Source organism: Spirillospora sp. CA-108201 (assembly GCF_050936235.1).
Taxonomy (GTDB): Bacteria; Actinomycetota; Actinomycetes; order Streptosporangiales; family Streptosporangiaceae; genus Spirillospora.
This window is the reverse complement of sequence record NZ_JBNJNE010000001.1, coordinates 9044531-9063349: the sequence shown is the minus strand read 5'-3', so window position 1 is coordinate 9063349 and position 18819 is coordinate 9044531. Positions and strand designations below refer to the sequence as shown.

17 protein-coding genes are annotated in these 18819 nt (G+C 74.6%); 14 read left to right on the top strand and 3 right to left on the bottom strand.

Annotated features, from left to right (window positions below):
* Positions 1-11: 11 nt before the first annotated feature.
* The 9 genes from ACQEU6_RS43350 to ACQEU6_RS43310 are packed head-to-tail and all read left to right on the top strand — an operon-like array spanning position 12 to position 10259.
* Positions 12-1568, top strand: coding sequence for an ABC transporter substrate-binding protein (locus ACQEU6_RS43350; RefSeq protein WP_499339625.1), 1557 nt, complete (start codon positions 12-14; stop codon positions 1566-1568).
* Entirely contained in the window at positions 1568-2578 is a 1011-nt protein-coding gene (locus tag ACQEU6_RS43345) for an ABC transporter permease (protein WP_499339624.1), read from the top strand. The genes ACQEU6_RS43350 and ACQEU6_RS43345 overlap by 1 nt, the downstream gene beginning before the upstream one ends.
* Entirely contained in the window at positions 2575-4437 is a 1863-nt protein-coding gene (locus ACQEU6_RS43340; RefSeq protein ID WP_499339623.1) for a dipeptide/oligopeptide/nickel ABC transporter permease/ATP-binding protein, read from the top strand. Before ACQEU6_RS43345 ends, ACQEU6_RS43340 begins: the two co-directional genes overlap by 4 nt.
* Positions 4434-5459, top strand: coding sequence for an oligopeptide/dipeptide ABC transporter ATP-binding protein (locus ACQEU6_RS43335; RefSeq protein ID WP_499339622.1), 1026 nt, complete (start codon positions 4434-4436; stop codon positions 5457-5459). The genes ACQEU6_RS43340 and ACQEU6_RS43335 overlap by 4 nt, the downstream gene beginning before the upstream one ends.
* Complete coding sequence (locus ACQEU6_RS43330) at positions 5452-6708, top strand: metal-dependent hydrolase family protein (protein WP_499339621.1); 1257 nt, start codon at positions 5452-5454, stop codon at positions 6706-6708. The genes ACQEU6_RS43335 and ACQEU6_RS43330 overlap by 8 nt, the downstream gene beginning before the upstream one ends.
* The gene (locus ACQEU6_RS43325; RefSeq protein WP_499339620.1) at positions 6705-7991 is read left to right on the top strand and encodes an aconitase X; all 1287 of its coding nucleotides are present in this window, start codon (positions 6705-6707) and stop codon (positions 7989-7991) included. The genes ACQEU6_RS43330 and ACQEU6_RS43325 overlap by 4 nt, the downstream gene beginning before the upstream one ends.
* Entirely contained in the window at positions 7988-8416 is a 429-nt protein-coding gene (locus ACQEU6_RS43320) for an aconitase X swivel domain-containing protein (RefSeq protein ID WP_499339619.1), read from the top strand. Before ACQEU6_RS43325 ends, ACQEU6_RS43320 begins: the two co-directional genes overlap by 4 nt.
* On the top strand, positions 8413-9342 hold the full coding sequence (locus ACQEU6_RS43315; protein ID WP_499339618.1) for an ornithine cyclodeaminase family protein: 930 nt from the start codon (positions 8413-8415) through the stop codon (positions 9340-9342). Before ACQEU6_RS43320 ends, ACQEU6_RS43315 begins: the two co-directional genes overlap by 4 nt.
* On the top strand, positions 9339-10259 hold the full coding sequence (locus tag ACQEU6_RS43310) for a cyclase family protein (protein ID WP_499339617.1): 921 nt from the start codon (positions 9339-9341) through the stop codon (positions 10257-10259). Before ACQEU6_RS43315 ends, ACQEU6_RS43310 begins: the two co-directional genes overlap by 4 nt.
* Before the next feature lie 30 nt (positions 10260-10289).
* Here ACQEU6_RS43310 and ACQEU6_RS43305 read toward each other — a convergent pair whose 3' ends face one another.
* Both ACQEU6_RS43305 and ACQEU6_RS43300 read right to left on the bottom strand, forming a co-directional pair.
* Complete coding sequence (locus ACQEU6_RS43305; protein WP_499339616.1) at positions 10290-10961, bottom strand: HAD family hydrolase; 672 nt, start codon at positions 10959-10961, stop codon at positions 10290-10292.
* A gap of 60 nt (positions 10962-11021) precedes the next feature.
* Complete coding sequence (locus ACQEU6_RS43300) at positions 11022-12479, bottom strand: serine hydrolase domain-containing protein (protein ID WP_499339615.1); 1458 nt, start codon at positions 12477-12479, stop codon at positions 11022-11024.
* Between the two features lie 132 nt (positions 12480-12611).
* Between ACQEU6_RS43300 and ACQEU6_RS43295 the strand changes: the two genes are divergently transcribed.
* From ACQEU6_RS43295 to ACQEU6_RS43275, 5 genes are all read left to right on the top strand, one after another.
* On the top strand, positions 12612-13343 hold the full coding sequence (locus tag ACQEU6_RS43295; RefSeq protein ID WP_499339614.1) for a TetR/AcrR family transcriptional regulator: 732 nt from the start codon (positions 12612-12614) through the stop codon (positions 13341-13343).
* Between the two features lies 1 nt (position 13344).
* Complete coding sequence (locus ACQEU6_RS43290; protein ID WP_499340534.1) at positions 13345-14190, top strand: NADP-dependent oxidoreductase; 846 nt, start codon at positions 13345-13347, stop codon at positions 14188-14190.
* A 70-nt stretch (positions 14191-14260) separates the two neighbouring features.
* Positions 14261-14875: a TMEM175 family protein gene (locus ACQEU6_RS43285; protein ID WP_499339613.1), complete on the top strand. Its 615-nt coding sequence runs from the start codon at positions 14261-14263 to the stop codon at positions 14873-14875.
* A 52-nt stretch (positions 14876-14927) separates the two neighbouring features.
* Positions 14928-15590, top strand: a complete 663-nt coding sequence (locus tag ACQEU6_RS43280; protein ID WP_499339612.1) for a response regulator transcription factor — start codon at positions 14928-14930, stop codon at positions 15588-15590.
* 5 nt (positions 15591-15595) lie between these two features.
* Entirely contained in the window at positions 15596-16768 is a 1173-nt protein-coding gene (locus ACQEU6_RS43275) for a sensor histidine kinase (protein WP_499340532.1), read from the top strand.
* Positions 16769-16956: 188 nt separating this feature from the next.
* On the opposite strand, the gene ACQEU6_RS43270 is transcribed toward ACQEU6_RS43275, so the two are convergent.
* Positions 16957-18714 (bottom strand): AMP-binding protein, encoded by a 1758-nt coding sequence (locus tag ACQEU6_RS43270; protein WP_499339611.1) that lies wholly within the window; start codon positions 18712-18714, stop codon positions 16957-16959.
* Positions 18715-18819 lie beyond the last annotated feature (105 nt).

The following is an 18819-nucleotide window of genomic DNA, read 5'->3' as shown; positions in this document are numbered from 1 at the left end:
TGAGAATTCGAATGGGGCATCGGGCAGTCGTCGCGAGTGTCTCCGTCTGCGCATCCCTCGTCGCCGGTTGCGGCGGGGCGGCGGACTCCAGCGGGAAGGCGCCGCCGAAGATCACCGACGGCGTCGTGTCCATGACCCTCGACGGCCCGGTCAGCAGCTACGACCCGACCCAGGCGAGCACGTTCCAGGACTCCGTCGCCCTCGCGGCGCTGTACGACACGCTCGTCCAGTTCGACCCGTCGGGCAAGCTGGTCCCCGGCTTGTCGGACACGTGGAAGTCCACCCCGAAGACCGCCACCTTCCACCTCCGGAGCGGCGTCACCTGCTCGGACGGCACCGCCCTGACCGGCGCGATGGCGGCCGCGTCGCTGAACCGGCTCTTCGACCCGGCGACCAAGGCGCCCCTCGTGCGCCAGGCGATCGGCCCGGGCAACGCGGCGAAGGCGACGGCGTCCGGCGACTCGGTGACGATCACGCTGGAGAAGCCCTGGTCGGACCTGGTGCCGGGGATGACCGGGCCCTTCGCCGGCATCGTCTGCCCGTCCGGCATGAAGGACCCGTCGAGCCTGCGGACCACGTCCGCGGGCACGGGCCCCTTCGTCTCCGAGACGCAGGTCACCGGCTCCAGCTACACGCTGGCCCGGCGGCCGCAGTACACCTGGGGGCCGGCGTACGCCGGCCAGGCGGCGGGCGAGCCGCCGAAGAAGCTGGTGCTCAAGGTGGTCGACGACGAGAACACCCGCGCCAACCTGACCTCCACCGGCGAACTCCAGATCCCCTCGTTCACCTCCAACGCGTGGGACCGGTTCAAGTCGACCGACGGGATCACCGTCCGCACGGCGCCGCAGTCCGACACGATGGTCGTCTTCAACGAGACCGCCGGCCATCCGACCGCCGACCGGAACGTCCGGCTCGCCGTCGCCCAGGCTTTGGATCGTTCCGTACTGAACAAGGTGCAGAGCTTCGGCTCCGGCGAGCTGATCTCCAGCCTCGGCCGCTCCTCCTACGAGTGCTTCGACGCCGGCGCGGGCGCGCTGGTCCCCGAGCACGACGCGGCCGCGGCGGCGCGGGTGCTCAAGGGCGTGAAGCTCCGGGTCATCGGCACGAACATCCTGGCGGGCGGCGCGGCGGGCGACCAGGTCATGGCCGCGCTGCAGGCCGCGGGCGCCGCCGCGACCGTGCGCACGACGGACAACCAGGCGTGGGTGTCCGACCTGTTCAGCGGCAAGAACGACTGGGACGTCACGATCTTCGTGTACGGCAACCGGCTGTCGAGCTTCCTGCCGGTCGGGCAGTTCTTCGTGCACGACGCGCCGCCGAAGGGGCTCAACCTCGGCGCGACGAGCAACCCGGCCGCGGAGCAGGCCTACGACCAGGCCGCGGCGGGCTCGCCCGAGAAGAAGTGCGCCGCGCTGAAGACCTTCCAGCAGTCGCTGCTGCGTAACGTCGACGTCCTTCCCCTGGCCACCGCGCCCGTGCACGTCCTGTTCGCGGGCGGTACGAGCGGCAGCGTCGTCAACGGGTTCGCGGTTCCGGCGACGATCCGCGTCGGCAAGGCGAGCGGCTGATGGCGACGGTCGCCGCCGGCGCACCGGCGGCGCCCCGCGGGCTCGCCCGGCGGGTGGCCGGCTCCCCCTGGGCCGGCTACCTCGCCCGGCGCCTCGGCGGCGTCGCCGCCGTGCTCGCCTTCCTCGTCGTCGTGACCTTCATGATCGTGCGCCTGGTGCCGGGCGATCCGGCCCGGCAGATCGGCGGGCTGACCGCGGGCGAGGAGGAGGTCCGGCAGGTCCGCGAACGCCTCGGGCTGACCGAGCCCCTGTGGCGGCAGTTCGCCTCGTACCTCGGCGGGCTGGCGCACGGCGACTTCGGCACCTCCTTCACCACCGGCCAGCCGGTGTCGTCGATGCTCTCCCAGCGGCTGCCGCTCACGATCCTGCTGGCGACGAGCGCGCTGGTCGTCGTGCTGGCCGTGGCGATACCGCTGGGCACCGCGGTCGGCGTCGCCCAGCAGCGCGGACGCGCCCGGGCCGCGACGTCGTCGTTCGGCGTCGGCGCCTCGGTCCTCGGCGCCGTGCCGGAGTACGTCGCCGGGACCCTGCTCGTCTTCGTGTTCGCGCTGACCCTGCGCTGGCTGCCCGTGCAGGGCGGCGCGGGGTTCACCTCGATGATCCTGCCCGCCCTGTCCATCGCGATCGCCCCGGCCGCGGTGCTCACCCGCCTGGTGCGCAACGAGACCGCGACGGTGCTGTCGCAGGACTACATCACGATGGCGATGAGCAAACGGCTGTCGAGCACGCGCCTGTTCCTGCGGCACGTGCTGCCCAACGTCGTGACCAGCACGCTGACCCTCGGCGGGCTGATCCTCGTCGCGCTGCTCGGGGGGACGGTCGTCGCCGAGAACGTCTTCAACATGCCCGGCATCGGGTCGGAGATCGTGCGCGCGATCGTCAAGCGCGACTATCCGGAGGTCCAGGGGATCATCCTCGTCCTCGGCCTGGTCGCCGTCCTGATCAACCTGATCGTCGACGTCACGCTGGGCCTGCTGGATCCGCGCGTGCTGACGGGGACGCGCTCATGAGGCGCACCCGGCTCCCGGCGCTCCTCGTCGCCGGCCTCGTCCTGGCCGCCCTGGTCGCGGCGGCCGCCGTCATCGCGCCGATGCTGTGGCAGGAGCGCGCCGACGCCCTGACGGCCGACATCCGCCAGGGCCCTTCCGGCGCGCACTGGCTGGGCACCGACGCGCTGGGCCGCGACGTGTTCTGGCGGACCGTCGTCGCGACGCGGCTGACGGTCGAGATGGCGGTCGCCGCCACCGCGATCGCCGCGGTGCTCGGCACGCTCCTCGGCGCGGGGACCGCGGCCGCCGGGACGACCGTCCGCGCGGTCGGCGACCGGGTCATCGACCTGCTGCTCTCGTTCCCCCCGATCATCATCGCGCTGACGTTCACCGCGATCCTGTCGCCGGGGCGCGCGTCCGTGGTCGGCGCGCTCGGACTGGCGTTCTGCCCGCAGTTCGCGCGACTGACCAACCGGCTCGCGCTGTCGGTGAACGAGCGGGACTACGTCGCGGTCGCGCGCCTGCTGGGCGTCGGCCGCGTCCGCGTCCTGACCCGGCACGTCGTCCCGAACATCGCCGCGCCGCTGCTCGTCCTCACCTCGGTCGGGTTCGCGACCAGCGTGCTCACGGTCTCCGGGCTCAGCTTCCTCGGGCTGAGCGTCCAGCCGCCGTCCTACGACTGGGGCAGCCTGCTCGCGAGCGGGCTCCGCAACATCTACGACAACCCGGGCGAGGCACTCGGCCCCGCCACGGCGATCCTGCTCACCGGGCTCGCCGCCGGCCTGGTGGGCGACGGCCTCGTCCGGCACCTGGACCCGCGCGGGGCGTCGCGACCGCGGCGGCCCGCGGCCGTCCCCGCGCCGCCGCGCCCCGCCCCGTCCGGGCCCGCGGAACGGGAGCCCGCCGCGGCGGCGTCCGTGCGGGGCCTGTCGGTCCGCCGGCCCGACGGCCGTGAGCTGATCCACGAGGTCTCGCTGACCGTCGGCGCCGGAGAGATCGTCGGCGTGGTCGGCGAGTCCGGCTCCGGCAAGAGCCTGACCGCGCTCGCCCTGGCGCGGCTCCTGCCGCGCGAGCTGGACTGGTCCGCGGAGCGCCTCGACGTGAACGGCGTCGATCTGGCCGACCCGGCGAAGGCCCCGCCCGCGCGGCTGGCCACCGAACTCGGGATCGTCTTCCAGGACCCGTCGAGCAGCTTCAACCCCGCGCTGCGGATCGGCACCCAGCTCACCGAGGTCCTGCGGGCGCACACGAGGACGTCGCGGCGGAAGGCCGACGCGCTGGCGGTCGCCCGGCTCGCGGAGACGCGGGTGTCCTCGCCCGAGCTGCGGATGCGCCAGTACCCGCACGAGCTCTCCGGCGGCATGCGGCAGCGCGCGATGATCGCCGCGGCGATGCTGCACGAGCCGGAACTGATCATCGCCGACGAGCCCACCACCGCGCTGGACGTCACCGTGCAGGCCGACGTGCTGCGCCTGCTGAAGCAGATCAACACCGAGCACGGCACGGCGATCCTGCTCATCTCGCACGACATCGGCGTGGTCTCCGCGCTCTGCGACCGGGTCTGCGTGATGTACGCCGGGCGCGTCGTCGAGGAGGTGCCGGTGGAGGACCTCCGCCGCCGCCGCGTGCGGCACCCCTACACGCGCGCGCTCCTGGCCGCCTCGCCCGACGCGGCGGCCGACCTGGAGGACGCGCGGCTCGTGCCGCTGCCCGGGCGGGCCCCGTCCGCCGAGACCCGGGGCGCCGGCTGCGCCTTCGCGCCCCGGTGCCCGCTCGCGGCGCCCGTCTGCGCCGAGGTCGTGCCGGCGCTGGTCGCCGGCCCCGCGGGCAACGCCGTCGCCTGCCACGCCGAGACACCGACCGCGGAGGTCCGGTCATGACGCACACCGACGAACCGGGCGGCATCGAGCTGAGCGCCGAGGGGGTGTCGGCCGGCTACGGCGCGCGCTCCCGCCCGGTGCTCCACGACGTGAGCGTCGCGATCGCCCGCGGCAGCACGATGGGGGTCGTGGGCGAGTCCGGCTCCGGCAAGTCCACGCTGGCCCGGGTCCTGGTGGGGCAGCTCGCCCCGGCGCGGGGCGTGGTCCGGCTCGACGGGACCGACGTCCACCGGCTGCCGCGCAAGGAGCGCTTCGCGGCGCGCCGCCGGATCCAGCTGGTCCCGCAGGACCCGTACTCGTCGCTGGATCCCCGGATGACCGTCGAGCGGGCGCTGGCCGAGGCCATCGACCCGCGCGGGCGGCTGCGCGCGGGCGCGCACCGGACCCGCGTCACCGAGCTGCTGGAGTCGGTCGCGCTCGACGCCACCGCCGCGAAGCGGCTGCCGCACGAGTTCTCCGGCGGCCAGCGCCAGCGCATCGTCATCGCGCGCGCCCTGGCCGCCGGGCCCCGGGTGGTCATCGCCGACGAGGTGACGTCCTCGCTCGACACCTCGGTGCAGGCCGAGATCCTGGAACTGCTGCTCGACCTGCAGAGGCGGCTGGGGCTGACCTACGTCTTCATCACCCACGACCTCGCGATCGCGCAGTACATGTGCACCGACCTGAGCGTGCTGTACCTCGGCACGCTGGTGGAGCAGGGGGCGGCCGACGTCCTCTCCCGTCCCGGCCATCCCTACACCGAACTGCTGCGCGACAGCCGGCCCGATCCGAGCGGGCTGTCGCTGCTGGCGCCGGCCCGCGGGACCGGGAACGAGGAGGTCGCCGACCCGGCGAACCCGCCGTCCGGGTGCGTGTTCCACCCGCGGTGCCGGTACGGGCCGCGGGCCCGCGAGGACCGGGACCGCTGCGCGGCGGAGCCGCCGGTCCTCCGGGACGTCGCGCCGCACGCCCGCAGGACGGCCTGCCACTTCCCGATCGGCCCGGCCGCGAGGTACCCGGACGACGGCGGCCGCGGTGAGTGAGCCCGCGCCCGCCGGCCCGGAGGCCTTCCTGATCCGGGACGTGAACCTGATCGACGGGCACGGCGGGCGCGGCCGGCCCGGCTTCGCCGTGGTCGTCGACCGCCGGCGGATCGCGTGGGTCGGCCCGGCCGGGTCCGCCCCGCCGTTCCCGGCGCACGCGGTCGTCGACGGCGCCGGCGGCAGCCTGCTGCCCGGGCTGATCAACTCGCACGTCCACCTGTCCGCCGACGCCGGGCCCGACTTCACCCGGCAGATCGAGTCCGACTCGCTGCCGCTCGCCACGCTGAAGAGCGCGACGACGGCCGCGCTGACCCTGCGGACCGGAGTGACGGCCGTCCGCGACTGCGGCGCCGCCGACGGCGTCGTGATCGAGCTGGCCAAGGGGATCGAGGACGGCCTCGTCCCGGGGCCGCGCGTCAGGGCGGCCGGGCGGGTGATCACGATGACGGGCGGGCACGGCCACTTCATCGGGCGCGAGGCCGACGGAGTGGACGGGGTGCGGGCCGCGACCCGCGCCGAGCTCAAGGCGGGCGCCCACTTCATCAAGGCGATGGCGACCGGCGGGGTGCTGACCTCCGGCGTGGATCCGGGGCACACCGGGCTGGTCCAGGAGGAGCTGGCGGTCGCGGCGCAGGAGGCGCACAACGCGGGGCGGCGGATCACCGTGCACGCCATCGGCAGCCAGGGGATCAAGAACGCCCTGCGCGCGGGCGTCGACTCGGTCGAGCACGGCATCCGGCTCGACGACGAGGCGCTCGAACTCGCCGTCGCGCGGGGCGCCTACCTCGTGCCGACCCTGCTCGCGGTGGAGTCGATCGTGTCGGCCGGGACCGGCGCGGGCATGCCCTCCTGGGTGCACGAGAAGGCCGCGCGGGAGGCGGAGCGGCACCGCGAGAGCTTCGTCGCGGCGGTGCGTTCGGGCCTCAGGATCGCGGCCGGCACCGACGCGGGCACCCCGTACAACCCGCACACGGATCTGGTCCGCGAGCTGGAGCTCATGGTCCGGTACGGGCTGACCGCGCCCGAGGTGATCCGCGCGGCCACCCGCAACGCGGCGGAGAACATGGACATCCTGCACGACACCGGCACGGTGGACGTGGGCAAGCTCGCCGACCTCGTGCTGGTCGACGGCGATCCCGCCGCCGACATCGGCGCGCTGGCGCGGGTCCGGCTGGTCGTCAAGGACGGGCGGATCGTGCACGAGTGCGCGCGGGCGGGCGCGGGCGCAGGGGCTGGTGAGGCCTCATGAAGCACGCGATCTCCGAGCCGGCGCTGACGGGCGCGCAGCGGGCGATGCTCGCGGGGCGCCGCGGCGACGGCGCCGCGCTGGCCATGCGGGTGATCGTCCGGCTCGCCCGGGCGCTCGGCGCCGACCGGCTGATCCCGGTCGACTCGGCGCACCTCGACGGCTGCCTCTTCCACGGGCAGGTGGGGATCGACCTGGTCGAACGGCTGATCGCCGGTGGCGCGCGGGTCGCCGTCCGGGCGACGCTCAACGTCGGCTCGCTGGACCTGCTGCACCCGGGCGTCGTGCGCGGCGACCCCGGCGAGCGGGCGGACGCCCGGCGGCTGATGGACGGCTACGTCGCCCTCGGGGCGGAGCCCACGTGGACCTGCGCTCCGTACCAGCTCCGGGAGCGGCCGGCGTTCGGCCGGCATGTGGCGTGGGCGGAGTCGAACGCCATCGTCTTCGCCAACTCTGTCCTCGGCGCCCGAACCGACCGCTACGGCGACTTCGCCGACATCTGCGCCGCCGTCACCGGCTTCGCCCCGCGGGTGGGCCTGCACCTGGACGAGAACCGCGCCGGGCAGGACCTGTTCGACTGCTCGGGGGTGCCCGCCGGGACGTTCGAGGCGGACGTCGCCTGGGCGGCGCTCGGCCATCTCGTCGGGCGCCGGTCGGGGACCCGCGTCCCCGTGCTGGCCGGGCTGCCCGGCGACGCGGACGAGGACCGGCTGAAGGCGCTCGGCGCCGCGGCGGCCTCGGCCGGGGGCGTGGCCCTGTTCCACGCCGTCGGCCTGACGCCGGAGGCGCCCGACGCCGAGACCGCCTTCCGCGGCCGCGCCGCCGAGCGGCGGTTCGAGGTGGCCGCGGCCGACCTGCGCGCGGCGTGCGACGAGCTCACCACGGCGCCGGACGGACGGCTCGACGCGATCAGCGTCGGCACGCCGCACTTCTCGGCCGCCGAGTTCCGCGCGCTCGCCGCGCTGCTGTCCGGCGGGCCGCCGTTCGACGCGGGGACCGAGTTCTGGATCTCGACGAGCCGGGCCGTCCTCGCCGAGGCCGAACGCACCGGCGACGCCGCGGTCTGCCGCGCCGCCGGAGCCCGGATCCTGGTCGACACCTGCACGTACATCGCTCCGGTCCTGCGGACCTCGGCACGGGTGGTGATGACCAACTCCGCGAAATGGGCGTGGTACGCGCCGACCAACCTCGGCATCGACGTCGTCTTCGCGTCGCTCGCCGAGTGCGTGCTGTCCGCGCGCGCGGGCCGCGTGGTCCGCGACCCCGCGCTCTGGACGGCGTCGTGATCGGGACGCCGCTCAGCCCGGGGCGGGCGAGCGCTCCCCTGCTCCTGCTGGACGAGCCGCTGTCGTTCTGGGGCGGCAGCGACGTGGCGACGGGCGAGATCACCGACGTGCGCCATCCGCAGCGCGGGGCCTCGGTCGCCGGCCGGGTGCTGGCCCTCGCCGCGAGCCGGGGGTCGAGTTCGAGCTCCACGGTGCTCGCCGAGCTGATCCGGCGCGGCGCGGCCCCGGCGGCCGTCCTGCTCCGCCGGCCGGACGCGATCATCGCGCTGGCGGCGATCGTCGCCCGCGAGCTCTACGCGATCGAAGTGCCGGTGGTCGTGCTGCCCGCGGGCGACTTCGACGCGCTCCCGCGTACGGGCGTGGTGACGGTGGCGGCGACGGACGAGAGCGCCGAGGTTCGGATCGAGGAGGCGGGACGGCGATGAGCATCGACGGGATCGGCGGCGAGCGGATGCGGCGGCTCGCCGATGCGCGGCACCTGGTCGACGCGCTGGAGCGGGCGCTTCTCGGCGGTCTTCGGCCGGGGGACGAGCAGGGGCGCGTCTCGCGTCCGACCCGCCATGGAGAGCTGCTGCTGATGCCGTCGGAGGCCACCGGCCACGTCGGCGTCAAGGTGCTCGGCCTGGCACCGGGCAATCCGGCGCAGGGGCTCCCGACCATCTCCGGGCTGTACCTGCTGATGGACGCCCGGACGCTCCGGCTGCTCGCCATGATGGACGGCGGGGAGCTCACCCTGCTGCGGACCCCGGCCGTCTCCGCCCTCGCGGCGCGGCACATGGCGGCCCGGCCGATCCGCTCGGCCGTCGTGTTCGGCAGCGGGCCGCAGGCACGGGCGCACATCGAGACGTTCCACGCGCTGCACGGCCTGCGCGACGTGGTCGTCGTCGGACGCGATCCCGAGCGGACCGAGCGGTTGGTCCGCCGCTGCGCCGACGGCGGGATGACCGCCCGCGCCGGAGCGGTGCACGACGTCCACGGGGCCGACGTCGTGATCTGCTGTACCGGCGCCCGCGAACCGCTCTTCGCGGCGGAGCTCCTCGCCCCGCGGACCGTCGTCGTCGCGGTCGGCTCGCACCATCCCGACGCCCGCGAGCTGGGCGGCGACGTCATGGGGGCCGCGCAGGTCGTGGTCGAGTCGAGGAAGGCGGCCACCACCGAGGCCGGCGACGTGGTCCAGGCGCTCGCCGCCGGGGCGGTCGAGGAGACCGACCTGGTCGAGCTGGCCGATCTCGTTCGCGGCGGCGCACTCGCGGACGACGGGAGGCCGAGGGTGTTCAAGAGCGTCGGCATGGCCTGGGAGGACCTGGTCGTGGCGGTCGCGGTGCACGAGCGCGATCTGGCGTCGCGATGACCTCCGGGGACTTCCGCCGGATCGGCGCCGAGGTCAGCAACTGGGGCCGCTGGGGGCCCGAGGACGAGCGCGGCACCACCAACCTGATCACGCCGAGGGAGATCGTGCGGGCGGCGCGGCTCGTGCGCAGGGGCGCGGTGTTCGACCTCGGCGTCCCGCTCGGCGCCGGGGGCCCGCGGGCGTTCCCCGGCCGGATCGACCCGCTGCACATGATGACCGAGACGGGCGCGGGGCAGGAGTACCCCGGCGGCGCGAAATGGTCGGACGACTACGTCGTCATGCCGCTCCAGAGCGGAACGCAGTGGGACGCGTTCGCGCACGTCTGGTACGACGGCCTGCTCTACAACGGTTTCGGCGAGGACGAGGTGGGCCCGCACGGCGCGGCGCGGTGTTCGATCGACGCCCTCGGCGGCGGGATCGCCGGCCGGGGCGTCCTCCTCGACGTCGCCCGGCACGCCGGGGTCGACTGGCTGGAGGGCGGCCACGTGATCGGCCCGGAGACCCTCGACGCCGTCGCGGAACGGCAGGGCACCGAGATCCGCGCGGGCGACATCCTGCTGGTCCGGACCGGATGGTGGAGGAAGTTCCTGGTGGAGGGGGACGCCGCCGGATGGACGAGCGCCGAGCCCGGGCTCGGCCTCGGCTGCGCGCGGTGGATCCGCGACCACGACCTCGCCGCGCTGGGCATGGACAACTGGGGCATCGAGGTGGCGCCCGGAGAGGACCCCGCCGCCACCAGCCCGGTGCACTGCGTGCTGCTCCGCGACGTCGGGATCCCGCTCGGGGAGATCTTCGACCTGGAGGCCCTCGCGGAGGACTGCGCCGGCGACGGCGTGCACGAGTTCCTCTTCGTCGCGCCCCCGCTCAAGGTCACCGGCGCCGTCGGCTCCCCCGTCAACCCGCTCGCGCTGAAGTAGGGCGCCGGGAAGGTCGCGGACGCCGGCGGCTCAGGCGGCCAGGACCGCGGGGAGTTCGGTCAGGGTGGAGATCCGGTCGACGCCGGTCGGGGCCGTGCCCGCCGTGTCGGCTCGGTCCAGCCAGACGGCGTGGAGGCCCGCGTCGCGGGCTCCTCTCGCATCCACGTCCAGTTTGTCGCCGACGTAGGCGACGCGGGCGGGAGGCAGGTCCAAGGCGGCGCAGGCGGCCAGGAAGGCCGCCGGGTCCGGTTTCGCGCAGCCGAGCCGGTCGGAGCACAGGAGCACCTCGAAGTGGTGGCGCAGGCCCAGCGCCGTCAACCTGCGCTCCTGGTGGGCGGTGCTGGAGTTGGACAGGATCCCTTGGCGGTAAGGAAGCGCGTCCAGCGCCGGCGCCGCGTCCGGGAACGCCGACCATGCCGCTTCGAACAGCGCCTCGTAGCGGCCGTACCAGGCGTCCGCCTCGGTGCCGCTCAGCCGACGGCCCGTGAACGTGCGGACTCTGGTGCGGCGCTGCTCCTCGTAGGTGACCAGGCCGGCCGCCAGACGCCGGAGTTCGAGCTCGGCGATCCGGTGCCAGCGGTCCACCGCGGCCTGGTCGGACGGCAGGCCCTCCGCCTCGAAGTGGCGCAGCAGCCCGGCCCGTTCCGAGCCGGTGAAGTCGAAGATCGTGTCGTCGACGTCCCACAGCACAGCCTCGATCATGATGTGAGGCTAGAGCGCGGCCGGGCCGCCGGGGGGCTCCTCCCGGCGGTCCGCGCCCCACTACGCGATCTTGGGGGTGGCCCGCATCCCGACGTAGCAGACCCGGCTGCCGTCGCCGAGGGTGGAGAACACGACCGGCATGTAGTCCTCGCTGAAGGACGGGCCCGCGCCGGAGGCGGCGAAGACCGTGCCGGTGACCGGCTCCAGGTCCATCTCCAGGGGCGGGGACAGGTCCTTCATGTCGTCGACGAACTCGTACCGCATGCGGGGCGCGCCGCCGGGCTGCCGGGAGACGGTGATGACGACGCCCTCGCGCCTGTAGGTGCCGAGGAGCGGAGCGAGGTCCACCGCGGGGGCCGGGTCCGCCGGGGCGAACGGTTCGGGCATGGTGACGCCGGCGAGTTCGGCGAGCAGTTCGCGGAACAGGTCGGCGTACAGCAGGCGGGCCGCGCCGCCGTTGGTCATCAGCACGAGCGCCAGGTTCGCCTGCGGGACGACGCGCAGGTAGGCGTACTGGCCGATGGCGGCACCGTCGTGGCCGTAGCCGAGGACGCCGTCCCAGTCGTAGAGCGTCCAGCCGAGGCCCCAGCCGTCCGCGCTGACGGTCCACTTGTCGGGGACGTCCACCTCCCGGTGCTGCATGGCGGCCACGGCCTGCGGGGACAGGACGGGGGCACCGCCGGGCGCCGTGCCGTTCTCCAGGTGCATCCGGGCGAAGCGGGCCATGTCCCCGGCGGTGACGATGACGCGGGCAGCCGGTCCGACCGAGCGGGGCATCGGGTCCCAGGACGGTGCGGGCTCGGGGTCGGCGCCGGGCTCGCCCAGGTGGCTCATGGCGGCGCGGTGGCTCAGGGCCTCCTCCGGCAGCGTCATCGACCGCCTCAGGCCGAGCGGCCGGAAGAGGAGGTCCTTGAGGGCCTGGTCCCAGGTCAGCCCGGTGACCTTCTCGACGACCCGGCCGAGGACGACGTAGCCGAGGCCGCCGTAGGAGATCGCCGTGCCGGGCCGGCAGTCCAGCGGGACCCGGCGCGCGGCCTCGACGTACCTGGCGATGCAGTCGTCGCCCCGGCCGCCGTCGAAGTTGAAGTCATTGGTCACCCCGCCCGTGTGGGACAGCAACCGCCGGATGGTGATCGCCTCGGTGGCCGCCGGGTCCGGGGTGGCGAACTCGGGCAGCACCTCGACGACCGGCGCGTCGAGATCGAGCCTCCCCTCGTCCACGAGCCGCATCACGAGCGTGGCCGTGTAGACCTTGGCGATCGACCCCGACAGGAACACCGAGTCGGTCGTCACCCGGACGCCGGTGCCGCGGTGCAGCACCCCGCCGGCCAGCTCGTGCACCCGGCCGTCGGCCACCACCGCGAGGCACGCGCCCGGCACGTGGTGGGCGGCGCGCAGCGCGTCGAGCCGACCCTGCCAGTGGGCCGGGTCGAAGCGGCGGCCCGTCGAGTCGCGCACACCCCGGTCGCCCTGCGCCCTCCCGTCGCCGTTCGTGTTCCCGTCCAGCCGCTCGGTCATGATCGATTCCTTTCGACGAAGGCGCGCCGTGAACGCCGTACTCACGATGCGAACACCGTACGCATTATGGATCGCCGTACGCAACAGCGTTGGTCGTACGCTCCGGCGAACGACGTGCCCTAAGGTGGTGGCATGCCAGCCGACAAGCCGCCCATCCCCTCGGTGTGGGCACGTCCTCCCGCCAAGCGCGCCCAGCCCGCGCTCAGCCGCGAGCGGATCGTCGCCGAGGCCGTCCGGCTCCTGGACGAGGAGGGCATGGAGGCGCTCAGCATGCGGGGCCTCGCCGTCCGCCTGGGGACGGCGGCCACTTCGCTCTACCGTCACGTGGCCAGCAAGGACGAGCTGATCGAGCTGGTCGTCGACGAGCTGTACGGCGAGCTGGAGGTGCCCGACCCGGTCGGCGCGACCGGCTGGCGGGCGCCCCTGAGGCACTGCGCCCAGAGCCTGCGCGCCATGATCCTGCGCCACCCGTGGGTCGCGCCCGCGCTGGGCCAGGTCGGGCTCGCCGACCTCGGCCCCAACCTGGTCGACCGGTCAGAGCGCCAGCTCGCCCTGTTCCATGCCGCCGGATTCCCGCCGGGCGAGGCGGAGCAGGCCATGAACGGGCTGCTCGCCTACGTGATCGGCATGAGCATCAGCGAGGCGGCGTACCTGTCGATGCTCGCCCGCAGCGGCCGGACCGAGCAGGAATGGGCCGAGGGCCTGCGCCCCGCCGCCGAGCGGGCTCTGGACGACCACCCCCGGCTGCGCGAGGAGTTCGCCGCCCGCCGGGACGCCGACCCGCGCGCGGTGCGCGAGACCACCTTCGCCTACGGGCTCGACCGCTACCTCGACGGCCTCCAGACCCGACTCGGCGCCCACTGAGCTGCCCGATCCGCATCCTGGAGCCGGTGAGGTGCGGATCTCCGTGCGCGCGGCCGGAGTGAGCGCCGGCGACTGGAAGAAGCGCGCGGGGATGATGGACCAGGAGCTCCCGCAGACCCTCGGCTACGAGGCGGCGGGCGTCGTCGACGAGATCGGCGAGGGCGTGGCGGACGTGGTCGTCGGCGATCGCGTGTTCGGGTTCTGCGCCGAGGGGGCGGCCCAGGCCGAGCTGGCCGTGCTGTCCCACCATGCGCCGATCCCTCCGTCGCTCGGCTTCGCCGGGGCCGCCGCGCTTCCGGCGTCCGTCGAGACGGCCACGCGGGCGCTCGACCAGCTCGGCGCCGGGGACGGCGGCACGCTGCTCGTCAGCGGCGCCTCCGGGAGCGTCGGCGGCGCCGCGGTGCAGCTCGCCGCGGCGCGGGGCGTGCGCGTCATCGGTACCGGCGGGCCGGCGAACCAGGAGTCCCTGCGCTCGCTCGGGGCCGAGCCCGTCGTCTACGGCGAGGGCCTCGTCGAGCGCGTCCGCGCGCTGGCGCCCGGCGGCGTCGACCTGGCTCTCGACGTCGCCGGAGGCGGGGTGCTGCCCGAGCTGATCGAGCTCGCCGGCGGCGCGGAGCACGTCGTCACGGTCGCCGACTTCGCCGGCGCGCGGAGGCACGGGGTGCGGTTCAGCCGCGGGGACGACGGCCGCGCGGTCCACGCGCTCGGCGAGATCGGCGCGCTGGTCGAGGCGGGGCGCTTCTCGCCTCCGGTCACGCGGACCTTCCCGCTCGCCGAGGTCGCCGGGGCGCACCGCGCCGGCGAGGACGGCCCTGCGCGCGGCAAGCTCGTCCTGCTGGTCGGCTGACGCGGGTGGAGACCCGCTGAGCCGGGGCGGTACGGGGCCCGGAGGCGGCCGCGGCGGTAGGGTCCCGGATGTGGGACGGGCGGTTTCTCGGGATCCTGATCGGCTGGTCCTGTTCACCGACGCGGTCGTGGCGATCGCCGTGACGCTCCTCGTGCTGCCGCTGGTCGACGTGGTGCCGGCGGCGGTGGACGCGCACGAGCGGTCGGTCGAGGTCGTCACCGGGCATCTTCCGCAGATCTGGGCCTTCGCGCTCAGCTTCGTGGTGATCACCCGGCTGTGGTTCGTGCACCACCGGGTGTTCGAGCACGTCGGCGGCTACACGCGCGCTCTGATGGCGCTGAACACGGGATGGCTGCTCGCCATCGTGATCCTGCCGTTCCCCACGGAGATGGTGGCGTCCTATCCGGGGGACGATCGGTTCACCGTGATGCTGTACATCGGGAACGTCCTCGTCGCGAGCTCCTGCCAGGCCGCGCTGACCGTGCTCTCCCACCGTGACCCGGACGTCGCGTCGGCGACCGATCCGACCACGGTCGAGGCGGTCCGGTCCTCCCTGTCGACCGTGGTGCTGCTCGTCCTGAGCCTCGCCGTGGTCGCGGTGCTCCCCGACGTCTCCTACTACGCCCTGCTGCTGCTCTTCCTCTCGAAGCCGGTGAGCAGGATCTGGCCGCGCGTCGGCGTCTGAGTCCCCTCCTCGCTTATCCGGGTTTAACCCCTCGCGCGTCATGCTCGGCGTCATGCGTGTGCTGATCGTCGAGGACGAGCGGGTGCTCGCGGACACGATCGCCGTGGGACTGCGGGACGAGGCCATGGCCGTCGACGTGGTGTACGACGGCGACGATGCTCTGGAGCGGGCCTCCTACAACGAGTACGACGTGGTGGTCCTCGACCGGGACCTGCCGACGGTCCACGGGGACGACGTGTGCCGGGAGCTGGTGGGGCGGCGGAGCCCCGCGCGGATCATCATGCTGACCGCGGCCGGGGACGTCGGCGACCGGGTGGACGGGCTGGCGCTCGGCGCCGACGACTACCTGCCGAAGCCGTTCGTGTTCGGCGAGCTGGTGGCGCGGGTGCGGGCGCTGGCGCGCAGGTCGGGGCCGCCGGTGCCGCCCGTCCTCGAAGGGCGCGGCATCCGGCTCGATCCGCACCGGCGCAGGGCCGCGCGGGACGGGCGGGAGCTGCGGCTGACCAACAAGGAGTTCGCCGTGCTGGAGGAGCTGCTGCGGGCGGAGGGCGGCGTGGTGAGCGCCGAAAGGCTGCTGGAGCGGGCGTGGGACGAGAACATCGACCCGTTCAGCAACATCGTCCGGGTCACGATGGCGACGCTGCGGCGCAAGCTCGGTCAGCCGCCGGTGATCGAGACGGTGACGGGGTCCGGGTACCGGCTGGAGGCGCGGTGAAGAGGCTGAGCGTCAGGACGCGGCTCACGCTGGTGTACGGGTCGCTGTTCCTCGTCACCTCGGCGGCGCTGGTCGCGGTGACGTACCTGCTGACCGTCAGGACGATGGACGGCCGGTTCACCTCGCGGCAGAACCTGGACGCGACGACGGTCACCCGGCTGCGCGCGCTGGCCGTCGAGGGGAACGTCGGCGATCTGGTGCGGTTGAAGGCCGACGCCGACCGGGAGCTGGCGCGGCAGAAGCACGACGTCCTGGAGCAGCTGCTGCAGAGCTCCCTGGTGACGATGCTGGTGCTCGGCGTCCTGGCCGTGGTGATCGGGTACGTGGTGGCGGGGCGGATGCTGCGTCCGCTGCACACCGTGACCGCGACGGCGCGGCGGCTGTCGGAGAGCAACCTGCACGAGCGGATCGCGCTGGACGGCCCGCAGGACGAGATCAAGGACCTGGCCGACACCTTCGACCGGATGCTGGACCGGCTGGACCGCGCGTTCGACGCCCAGAGCCGGTTCGTCGCGAACGCCTCGCACGAGCTGCGCACGCCGCTGACGATCAACCGGACGGTGCTGGAGGTCGCGCTGGCGAGCCGCAGGAGCCCGCCGGAGACCAGGGCGCTCGCGGACGTCCTGCTCGGCAACACCGCGCGCCACGAGCGGCTGATCGAGGGGCTGCTGCTGCTCGCGAAGTCCGAGAGGGAGCCCGCCGCCCCGGTCGGCACGCCGCTGCGGGACGTGGTGCGCAGCGCACTCGACCAGCTCGACGGACGGGCGGAGGAGGCGGGCGTGGACGTCGAGGCGCGGCTCGGCCCGGCCGCGGTGACCGGCGACCCGGTGCTGCTGGAGCGGTGCGCCGTGAACCTGCTGGAGAACGCCGTCAAGTACAACGTGCCGGACGGGCGGGTCTGGGTGGCCACGGGGGTCCGGGACGGCGAGGCGTTCCTGCGGGTGGTCAACACCGGGCGGCCCGTCCCGTCCTACGAGGTCGCGACGATCTTCGAGCCGTTCCGGCGGCTGCGCGCGGACCGGACGGGGTCCAGGGACGGCGCGGGGCTCGGCCTGTCGATCGTGCGGGCGGTCGTCGCGGCGCACGGCGGCGCGGTCGACACCGTCCCGCGGCCGGAGGGCGGCCTGTCGATCACGGTCCGACTGCCACTGACCACCGAGCCCGCGCTCACCGCCTAGGGTGCCTGCTATCGAAGTGGCCTCGTCCACGCACGCGAACGCGTGACCTGCCCGGTGGAGCGAAGCCGGAGGCGAGCGGAACCGGGCAGATCGCGAAGCGATGCCGCGTTCGCCCAGGCCCGGTCACGTAGCGAGCCCCCAGGCGAGCGAAGTGGGCCGAGACTGCAATAAACACAGCCGGGACTGAATCAACACAGCGGCCACGCGACCCGGCCCTCGGGCTCGGGCCCGCCGGGGCGGGCCGACAGCCAGCGGTGCACGACCTTGCCGGTCGCGTTGCGGGGCAGCTCGGGGATGAAGTACACGTCGCGGGGAACCGCGTAGCGGGCGACCTGGGCGTGCACGTAGGCGCGGACGGCGTCGGCGCCGAGCCGGGCGCCGGGCCGCAGGACGACGTACGCGGCGAGGCGCTGCCCCCACTCGGGGTCGGGCACGCCGGTGACCGCGACCTCGTGGATCTCCGGCATCCGCAGCAGGGCGTCCTCCACGTCGCCGGGGACGATGTTCTCGCCGCCGGACACGACCATGCCGTCGCCGCGGCCGTCCACGAACAGCAGGCCGCGGTGGTCGACATGGCCGAGGTCGCCGGTGGCGAGCATGCCGTCGCGGACCTCCATCGGCTCGCCGCCGGTGTAGCCCTCGAACAGCAGCTCGTTCGCGGCGAAGATCTGCCCGCGGGTGGAGCGGCCGAGGCGGCGGCCCTCCTCGTCGAGGATCGCCAGCGCGGTGTTGCGCGGCGGGCGCCCGGCGGTGCGCGGGTCGAGGCGCAGGTCGCGCGGGGTCGCGATGGACACCCAGGACGCCTCGGTGGAGCCGTAGACGTTGTAGAGCCGGTCGCCGAACGCGTCCATGAACCGGGTGGCGAGGTCGCCGGGCAGTGCGGCGCCGCTCAGCGCCGCGATGCGCAGCGAGGACGCGTCGTAGCGCTCGCGGACCCCGGGCGCCAGCTCCAGGATCCGCTGGAGCATGACCGGGACGGCGAACAGGGTGACGTCGCGGTGGGAGGCGACGGCCGCCAAGGTCCGCTCGGGGTCGAACCGGCGGTGCAGGACGACCGGCGCCCGCAGCGCCCAGGTCATCTGCAGCGCGGCGTAGCCCCAGGTGTGGAACAGCGGCGCCTCGACGATCATGGTCTGCCGGGCGCGCAGCGGGATCCGGGAGGTCATCGAGGCCAGCGGCCAGAGGCCGGGGCGCGGCGGGCGGCGGGCGCCCTTCGGACGGCCGGTGGTGCCCGAGCTCAGCATGATCGTGCGGCTCTGGATCTGCGGCGGCCCGGCGGCCGGCTCCGGCGCCGAACGGATGATCTCCTCGATGCTCGGCCCCGGGTCGGCGGGGACGGTGTCCGGGGCGGTGCGCGGCGGCGGAAGCGTCGCGGCCGGGACGGGGGCCGCCAGCGGGGCCGCGGCGGGCGGCCGGCGGTCGGCCCACACCACGGTCCGGCGCAGCGCGATCGGGACGTTCGCCAGCAGCGGCGCGAACTCGGCGTCCGCGACGAGCAGGGTGGGGCGCAGCTCGCCGAGCACGGCGCGGATCTGGCCCGTCCCGAAGCCGGTGTTGAGCAGCACGACCTCGGCGCCGCGCCGGGAGCACGCGACGAGGGTCAGGGCCATGCCGCGGTGGTTGCGGCACAGCACGCCGACGCGCGGGCGGGGGCCGTGCAGGGGCAGTCCGGCGGCGAGGCGGGCGGCGCGCTCGTCCAGTTCGGCGAACGTCAGCGCGCCGTCGTCGTCGATCAGGGCGGTCCGGGACGGGGAGCGCGCGGCGGCGGAGGCGACCAGCCCGGCGAGCGTCGTGCCCCAGCGCCGCAGCGTGCCGAGCTGGCGGGCCAGCCGGCCGGGGCCGCCGGAGAACAGCAGGCCGGTGCGCAGCAGGAGGGCGGCGAGGTCGCGGATATGCCCGATCCGCCGGCGCATCCCCGGCCGGTACGCGGGCCTCGCGTGCGTCACCGCGCCCTCCTCCGGTGATTTACGGTCACGTTACCCACCAGTCATGAACCCGACAAGGGCGCCGGGCCCCTGCCCGCCGGGCGCCCGGGCGGTGAGTGGCGCGTC

Bases quoted from the DNA above. Each gene is read 5' to 3' on its own strand.
- ACQEU6_RS43280 (WP_499339612.1), top strand. From the start codon at position 14,928: ATGCGTGTGCTGATCGTCGAGGACGAGCGGGTGCTCGCGGACACGATC.
- ACQEU6_RS43350 (WP_499339625.1), top strand. From the start codon at position 12: ATGGGGCATCGGGCAGTCGTCGCGAGTGTCTCCGTCTGCGCATCCCTC.
- ACQEU6_RS43305 (WP_499339616.1), bottom strand. From the start codon at position 10,961: ATGATCGAGGCTGTGCTGTGGGACGTCGACGACACGATCTTCGACTTC.
- ACQEU6_RS43345 (WP_499339624.1), top strand. From the start codon at position 1,568: ATGGCGACGGTCGCCGCCGGCGCACCGGCGGCGCCCCGCGGGCTCGCC.
- ACQEU6_RS43335 (WP_499339622.1), top strand. From the start codon at position 4,434: ATGACGCACACCGACGAACCGGGCGGCATCGAGCTGAGCGCCGAGGGG.
- ACQEU6_RS43325 (WP_499339620.1), top strand. From the start codon at position 6,705: ATGAAGCACGCGATCTCCGAGCCGGCGCTGACGGGCGCGCAGCGGGCG.
- ACQEU6_RS43300 (WP_499339615.1), bottom strand. From the start codon at position 12,479: ATGACCGAGCGGCTGGACGGGAACACGAACGGCGACGGGAGGGCGCAG.
- ACQEU6_RS43295 (WP_499339614.1), top strand. From the start codon at position 12,612: ATGCCAGCCGACAAGCCGCCCATCCCCTCGGTGTGGGCACGTCCTCCC.
- ACQEU6_RS43340 (WP_499339623.1), top strand. From the start codon at position 2,575: ATGAGGCGCACCCGGCTCCCGGCGCTCCTCGTCGCCGGCCTCGTCCTG.
- ACQEU6_RS43315 (WP_499339618.1), top strand. From the start codon at position 8,413: ATGAGCATCGACGGGATCGGCGGCGAGCGGATGCGGCGGCTCGCCGAT.
- ACQEU6_RS43310 (WP_499339617.1), top strand. From the start codon at position 9,339: ATGACCTCCGGGGACTTCCGCCGGATCGGCGCCGAGGTCAGCAACTGG.